The sequence below is a fragment of the Pseudomonas sp. AD21 genome (assembly GCF_002878485.1).
Taxonomy (GTDB): Bacteria; Pseudomonadota; Gammaproteobacteria; order Pseudomonadales; family Pseudomonadaceae; genus Aquipseudomonas.
In genome coordinates this window covers 40,249-46,458 of sequence record NZ_NQYG01000043.1, presented here as the reverse complement: position 1 = coordinate 46,458, position 6,210 = coordinate 40,249, and the positions used below count along the sequence as shown (strand labels likewise).

General features: G+C 56.5%; 6 protein-coding genes. 2 read left to right on the top strand and 4 right to left on the bottom strand.

Annotated elements, in window-relative coordinates; all coding sequences use genetic code 11:
* Positions 1 to 223 precede the first annotated feature (223 nt).
* Both PseAD21_RS21475 and PseAD21_RS21470 read right to left on the bottom strand, forming a co-directional pair.
* Complete coding sequence (locus PseAD21_RS21475; RefSeq protein WP_102357677.1) at positions 224 to 1,324, bottom strand: polyamine ABC transporter substrate-binding protein; 1,101 nt, start codon at positions 1,322 to 1,324, stop codon at positions 224 to 226.
* 296 nt (positions 1,325 to 1,620) lie between these two features.
* Positions 1,621 to 3,042, bottom strand: a complete 1,422-nt coding sequence (locus PseAD21_RS21470; RefSeq protein WP_102357675.1) for a cytosine permease — start codon at positions 3,040 to 3,042, stop codon at positions 1,621 to 1,623.
* 323 nt (positions 3,043 to 3,365) lie between these two features.
* On the opposite strand from PseAD21_RS21470, the gene PseAD21_RS21465 reads away from it, so the two are divergent.
* Positions 3,366 to 3,851: a flavin reductase family protein gene (locus tag PseAD21_RS21465; protein ID WP_102357674.1), complete on the top strand. Its 486-nt coding sequence runs from the start codon at positions 3,366 to 3,368 to the stop codon at positions 3,849 to 3,851.
* Between the two features lie 159 nt (positions 3,852 to 4,010).
* Positions 4,011 to 5,054, top strand: coding sequence for an LLM class flavin-dependent oxidoreductase (locus PseAD21_RS21460; RefSeq protein WP_003225757.1), 1,044 nt, complete (start codon positions 4,011 to 4,013; stop codon positions 5,052 to 5,054).
* Positions 5,055 to 5,178: 124 nt separating this feature from the next.
* On the opposite strand, the gene PseAD21_RS21455 is transcribed toward PseAD21_RS21460, so the two are convergent.
* Together PseAD21_RS21455 and PseAD21_RS21450 are read right to left on the bottom strand one after the other, a co-directional pair.
* Positions 5,179 to 5,433, bottom strand: coding sequence for a hypothetical protein (locus PseAD21_RS21455; protein ID WP_102357672.1), 255 nt, complete (start codon positions 5,431 to 5,433; stop codon positions 5,179 to 5,181).
* An 83-nt stretch (positions 5,434 to 5,516) separates the two neighbouring features.
* Entirely contained in the window at positions 5,517 to 6,065 is a 549-nt protein-coding gene (locus PseAD21_RS21450) for a hypothetical protein (RefSeq protein WP_102357670.1), read from the bottom strand.
* Positions 6,066 to 6,210 lie beyond the last annotated feature (145 nt).

Below are 6,210 nucleotides of genomic sequence, written 5' to 3'. Positions count from 1 at the left end.
TTGCTCACGAAGGGGCCGGCACATCCTGCATCGATGTTGGCTGACACAACGCATCGCGAGCAGGCTCACTCCTACAAGGGATATTGGGTGGATGGAGGATCCGGGGATGGCCGAGATTCAGGGTGGGAGTGGGCTTGCTCACGAAGGGGCCGGCACATCCTGCATCGATGCTGGCTGACACAACGCATCGCGAGCAGGCTCACTCCTGCAGGGGACTGCGGCGTTACTTGTCGGATTTGATGCTGGTCCACACCCGGGTCCGTACACGCTCCAGTTTCTGCGGCAACGGCTGCACCACGTACAGGGTTTTCAACGCTTCGCTAGTCGGCGTCAGGTTCGGGTTGCCGGTGATGTCCTTGTTCACCAGCGGCATCGAATCCTTGTTCACGTTCGGGTAGCCAAGGAAGTCACTGATCGGCGCAATCACTTTCGGCTCGAGCAGCGTGTTGAGGAATTCATGCGCCTCTTCGACATTCTTCGCGCTCTTCGGAATCGCGAAGGTGTCGAACCAGATTGGCGCGCCCTCCTTCGGCAGACGCCAGTCGACCACCACACCGTTGCCTGCTTCTTTGGCGCGGTTGCCGAACTGGTAGAAGCTGCCGGAGTAACCGATGGCCACGCAGATGTCGCCGTTGGCGATGTCGGTCATGTACTTGGCCGAGTTGAAGTAGGTCACGTAAGGGCGAATTTTCAGCATCAGGTCCTTGGCTTTTTCATAGTCGGCGGGGTTCTGGCTGTTCGGGTCGAGGCCCAGGTAATGCAGGGCCAGCGGCAGAATCTCCGACGGCGAATCGAGCATCGCCACGCCGCAGGATTTGAGTTTCTCCATATTCTCGGGCTTGAACACCAGGTCCCAACTGTCCACCGGCGCATTGTCGCCCAGTGCAGCCTTGACCTTGGCCGGGTTGAAGCCGATCAGCACGGTGCCGTACATGTAAGGCACGCCATACTGGTTACCGGGGTCGTTGGCATCCAGCAGCTTGAGCAGCGCCGGATCCTGGTGGCTCCAGTTCGGCAGTTTCGACTTGTCGAGTTTCTGGAACACGCCGGCCTTGATCTGGGTGTCGATGAACTGATTCGACGGCACCACCAGATCGTAGCCGGAGTTACCGGTAAGCAACTTGGCTTCCAGCGATTCGTTGGTGTCGAAGGTGTCCCAGGTCACTTTGATGCCGGTCTTCGCGGCGAAATCCTTGGGCACCGACGGCAGGATGTAATCCGCCCAGTTGTACACCCGCAGTTCGCGCTGTTCGGCATGCACCGCGCTGGCCAGCAGCGTCAGCCCACACACGGTGGCACCCAGAATGCGTTTGATCGTGACCATGGTTGTTTCCCCGGATTGCGACGTGAGATCGATGATTTTTATGTTCTGTCCACGGCAGCGGCTGTAAAGGTAGCCAAGGGCAAGGAAGGTCCAGCGTTTCGTTGTAGCGTTGATTCTTGCCGACCGCGGGGTCACGGCACAGTGGGTGATGGGCCAAAAGGGGATTGAAATGGCCAATTTGCATGACCGCCGCAATACGGAGGCTGGGCGAAAGTCACTTGTGGTGAGGGGATTTATCCCCGATGGGTTGCGAAGCGGCCCCCTTTCTATCTAAAGGGCAACCGCACTCGCTGATTTCACGACTGCTTCGCAGCCGAGCGGGGATAACCCCCCTCGCCACAATGCTTCTGCGCCTGCTCACGTGTGGCGAGGCAGTAATACAACGGCACCGTCACCACCAGGCCGAACAGCCACGACAGGTCAGCCCCGTCCACCAGGTTGGCGTACGGCCCGACGTACAGCGAGGTATTGGCGAACGGCAACTGGACGATGATGCCGATGAAGTAGGCAATGATCGCGTGCAGGTTGAAGCGCCCGTAAATCCCGCCGTCAGCACGGAAGATCGACGCGATGTCGTATGAGCCGCGCTTGATCAGGTAGAAGTCGATCAGGTTTATCGACGCCCACGGCACCAGTACCAGCAGCAACGCCAGAATCAGCCCGATGAACTGCGAAATGAAATCTGCCGAGGCACCGAGCGCCACCACGCAGCAGCCCGCCAGCACCACGCTCGACAGCAGCACGCGCACCTTGATGCTTGGCGTCCACTGGCTGGCAAAGGTCTGGATCGAGGTGATGATCGACAGCACCGCGCCATACAGATTCAGCGCGTTATGGCTGATGATGTTGAGCAAGAACAGCACCATCAGAATCGGCCCCAGCCACCCGGTGGACTGCTTGACCGCCGCCATCGCTTCGGTGCCTTCGGGCGTTGCCAGCACCGCCACCGCGCCGAAACTGAACGACAGAATCGTGCCCAGTGTTGCGCCCAGATACGTGGCCCAGAACGGTTTGGCGATACCGATGTCCGCCGGCAGGTAACGCGAATAGTCGGACACGTACGGCGAGAAGCTGATCTGCCAGATGATCCCCAGCGACACCGTCGCCAGCCAGCCCGACAGGTTGAAGCTACCGCGCGTCAGGAAGTCCCCCGGCAAGTCATGGGCAAAGATGTAGATGAAACCGGCGAGCAGCGCGCTGCCCATCACCCAGGTACCGATGCGATTGAGCGTATGGATGAAGTTGTAGCCGATCACGCCAATCGCCGTGGCCGCCAGCGCGCCGATCAGAATGCTCAGCGGCGCCGGTACCGACGGCGCAATGCCGACAATCGACTTACCGGCGAGGACGATGTTGGAAATGAAGAAGCCGATGTAGATCAGCGCCGCAAAGAACACGATCAACAGCGCGCCGTATCGGCCGAACTGACCGCGACTCTGAACCATTTGCGGAATGCCCATGCGCGGGCCTTGCGCCGACGCCAGAGCGATTACCACCCCGCCGATCAGGTGCCCCAGCGCAATCGCCAGCAACCCCCAGAGCAAATCGAGATGAAACACCTGAACCACCATGGCGCCGGTGACGATGGGCAGTGGCGCGATGTTGGTGCTGAACCACAAGGTGAAAAGGTCGCGGGCCTTCCCGTGGCGTTCCGCGAGTGGGACGTAGTCGACCGTGTGATTCTCGATCAACGGATCTTGCCGGGACATCTGGGACATATGCATGAACTCGAGTTTGTCTGTTCTTATCTTTGTATGAAGCCAAACCGGGGGGACTCTGGGTCGCCCCTCAGATGCAGACCATATTATGGTATTCCAAACATTTCACAAGGCTGATCCGTAGTTTACGGCACTAGCTGATCCGCCATCCTCACTGATTCTGCCGCCTGCAGGCCAGCCACAAGCCCAATAAACGCTGAGTTTCCGACGAAAGCACCACGTTTATCGGTTCAGCCTAAAAGCCCTTGCAAAGAAAAAATACTGGTATACCATCAGACCAACAAATACATAAAAATCGCGTCACAACACCCGAGGACCGTCCAATGATCGATGCTGCCATCTACAAACAAGTCATGGGCTCGTTTCCGTCCGGCGTCACCGTCATCACCACGCTGGACGATGACGGCCAGATCGTCGGCCTCACCGCCAGCGCCTTCAGTTCACTGTCGATGGACCCGGCCCTGGTGCTGTTCTGCCCCAACTACAGCTCCGACTCCTACCCTGTGCTGATCAAGAACAAGCGTTTCGCGATCCACGTCCTGTCCGGCGGCCAGCAAAGCGAAGCCTACGCCTTCGCCCGTAAAGGCAAGGACAAGGCACAAGGCATCGAGTGGACGTTGAGCGCGCTGGGCAACCCGATCCTGGCCAATGCGACGGCTATCATCGAGTGTGAGTTGTGGCGCGAATACGAAGGTGGTGACCACGCGATCATGGTCGGCGCGGTGAAGAACCTGATCGTGCCCGAGCAGCACAGCGGACCGCTGGTGTACTGCCACGGCAAGATGGGCGCCCTGCCCGTTCTGGCCTGAGCAAAATTTCAGCCCCACAAAAATCCACTGTGGGAGGGGGCTTGCTCCCGAAGGCGATGTGTCAGCCACCAGAGATGTCGATTGATCCACCGCTTTCGGGAGCAAGCCCGCTCCCACACAGTTTTGTAGCCTCAACAATAAAAGATCCGAGGAAGCGTCATGAAATTTTCCCTGTTCATCCACATGGAACGCTGGGACGAAAGCGTCAGCCACCGCCAACTGTTCGAAGACCTGACCGAACTGACCCTGATGGCCGAGGCCGGCGGTTTCAGCACCGTGTGGATCGGCGAACACCACGCCATGGAATACACCATCTCGCCAAGCCCGATGCCATTGCTCGCCTACCTCGCGGCCAAAACCACCACCATTCACCTCGGCGCCGGCACCATCATCGCGCCGTTCTGGCACCCGCTGCGGGTCGCTGGTGAATGCGCGCTGCTCGACGTCATCAGCAACGGCCGTATGGAAGTCGGCCTGGCACGCGGCGCCTATCAGGTCGAATTCGATCGCATGGCCGGCGGCATGCCCGCCTCCAGCGGCGGCCAGGCCCTGCGCGAGATGGTTCCGGTGGTCCGCGCCCTGTGGCAAGGCGATTACGCCCACGACGGCGACATCTGGAAATTCCCCACCTCGACCAGCGTGCCGAAGCCGATCCAGAAGCCGAATCCACCGATGTGGATCGCCGCCCGCGACCCGGATTCGCACAACTTCGCCGTGGCTAACGGCTGCAACGTGATGGTCACGCCGCTGATGAAAGGCGACGAAGAAGTCGTCGACCTGAAGAACAAGTTCCAGACTGCGCTGGATAACAACCCGGATGTGCCGCGTCCGCAACTGATGGTGCTGCGTCACACCCACGTGCACTCGGCGGACGATCCGGACGGCTGGAAAGTCGGTGCAAAAGCCATCTCGCGTTTTTACCGCACCTTCGATGCGTGGTTTGGCAACAAGGAAGTACCGGTCAACGGCTTCCTCGCTCCAAGCCCTGAAGAGAAGTTTGCCGGGCGTCCGGAGTTTGAACTGGAGAGCCTGCACAAGACGGCGATGATTGGTACGCCGGAAGAGATTATTCCCCGCATCAAGTACTACCAGGAACTGGGGGTGGATGAGTTCAGTTTCTGGTGTGACAACAGCTTGCCGCATGCGGAGAAGAAGAAGTCGCTGGAGTTGTTTATCAGGGATGTGGTGCCGGCGTTTCGGTGACATTTCTTCTAATTTCAATCATGAAAACGCCCGAATCTCTTCGGGCGTTTTTATTTTTCCCCACGGTTCCTCGCGACACGTCGACCAGTGCTATCTGAACGAAAGCATTGTCGCGCTCTTGGCTTCACTCATAAACGCTAGCCGCTGATAGGATCTTGGCAAAGGTTTTCCAGCTTGGTCGCAGAACGTCAACGTCGCCAGAGTTAAAAGCATAACCTTCCATTGAATTGACCCAAGCCTCCATCGCGTCTAAAAACCTTTCAAGTGTCGAATTTTCCCACTCATCCGGTTGTCGCAACAGAGTTTCACGAAACGCATGGAGGAAATTCGCGAAATCCTCTTTGGTTTCAATTTGTTCTACTTGATCATCGAGATACATACGTATCCTATTTACAGAAAACGGGCAGAACACGGAGACAGACCACATTTTCGGAGTGGGTTTTAAACGTGGTCTGTCCCCATTTACCTCAAGAAATATTCATGAAAGGCATCGATGATTTTATCCAGAATCTCATAATTACCTTTCAGGTTTCGAAACTCTTCGGAACTTATCAAGCTTTCGCGAAGGAACTCAGAGAACTCCAGACGACTGCCACCTGAATTTAAAGCCAATACGCCATATTCTTCGCACGCACTTTCAAATGCCAACCAATCACAATCCAGATTACCGATAACCATTGGGTAATCGACGGTTCCGTTGAAAAAATCTAGAAATCCAGCACTTAAATTTTCAATATCTTCCTCAAGGCCCTGACCATCTAATACATAGTAGGCGCCGTTTTGCGGCTCGCCAAACAGGACAAAAACTTTCGTTGAAAAAGTTTCATAGCTCAAGCGGACCAATTTGTGCAAGACGTCAATGGAGCTTAGCAGCGGCCTTTCAAAAAAATAATACTCATGCCCGGCACCGCGAAAAACCATCGCGGGCAGATCTTTTTTCAGTTCAAGACGATTCGATAGTATTTTCGCTATCCGACTCGCCTCATTAAAATCGGTCTTTGACAGGCCCATTTACTTACCCTTGAATCGGATTTTGACAATCGTTTTTTTGATTCCTGCTATATCCAATGACGCGGAAGGCTCTTTCGTCGATGTTGACTCTGGGTAAAACCTGTAGGTTCTATCGCCCTGCACGGTTAACAGGGACAGACCACAT

Bases quoted from the DNA above. Each gene is read 5' to 3' on its own strand.
- PseAD21_RS21455 (WP_102357672.1), bottom strand. From the start codon at position 5,433: ATGTATCTCGATGATCAAGTAGAACAAATTGAAACCAAAGAGGATTTC.
- PseAD21_RS21465 (WP_102357674.1), top strand. From the start codon at position 3,366: ATGATCGATGCTGCCATCTACAAACAAGTCATGGGCTCGTTTCCGTCC.
- PseAD21_RS21475 (WP_102357677.1), bottom strand. From the start codon at position 1,324: ATGGTCACGATCAAACGCATTCTGGGTGCCACCGTGTGTGGGCTGACG.
- PseAD21_RS21450 (WP_102357670.1), bottom strand. From the start codon at position 6,065: ATGGGCCTGTCAAAGACCGATTTTAATGAGGCGAGTCGGATAGCGAAA.
- PseAD21_RS21470 (WP_102357675.1), bottom strand. From the start codon at position 3,042: ATGTCCCAGATGTCCCGGCAAGATCCGTTGATCGAGAATCACACGGTC.
- PseAD21_RS21460 (WP_003225757.1), top strand. From the start codon at position 4,011: ATGAAATTTTCCCTGTTCATCCACATGGAACGCTGGGACGAAAGCGTC.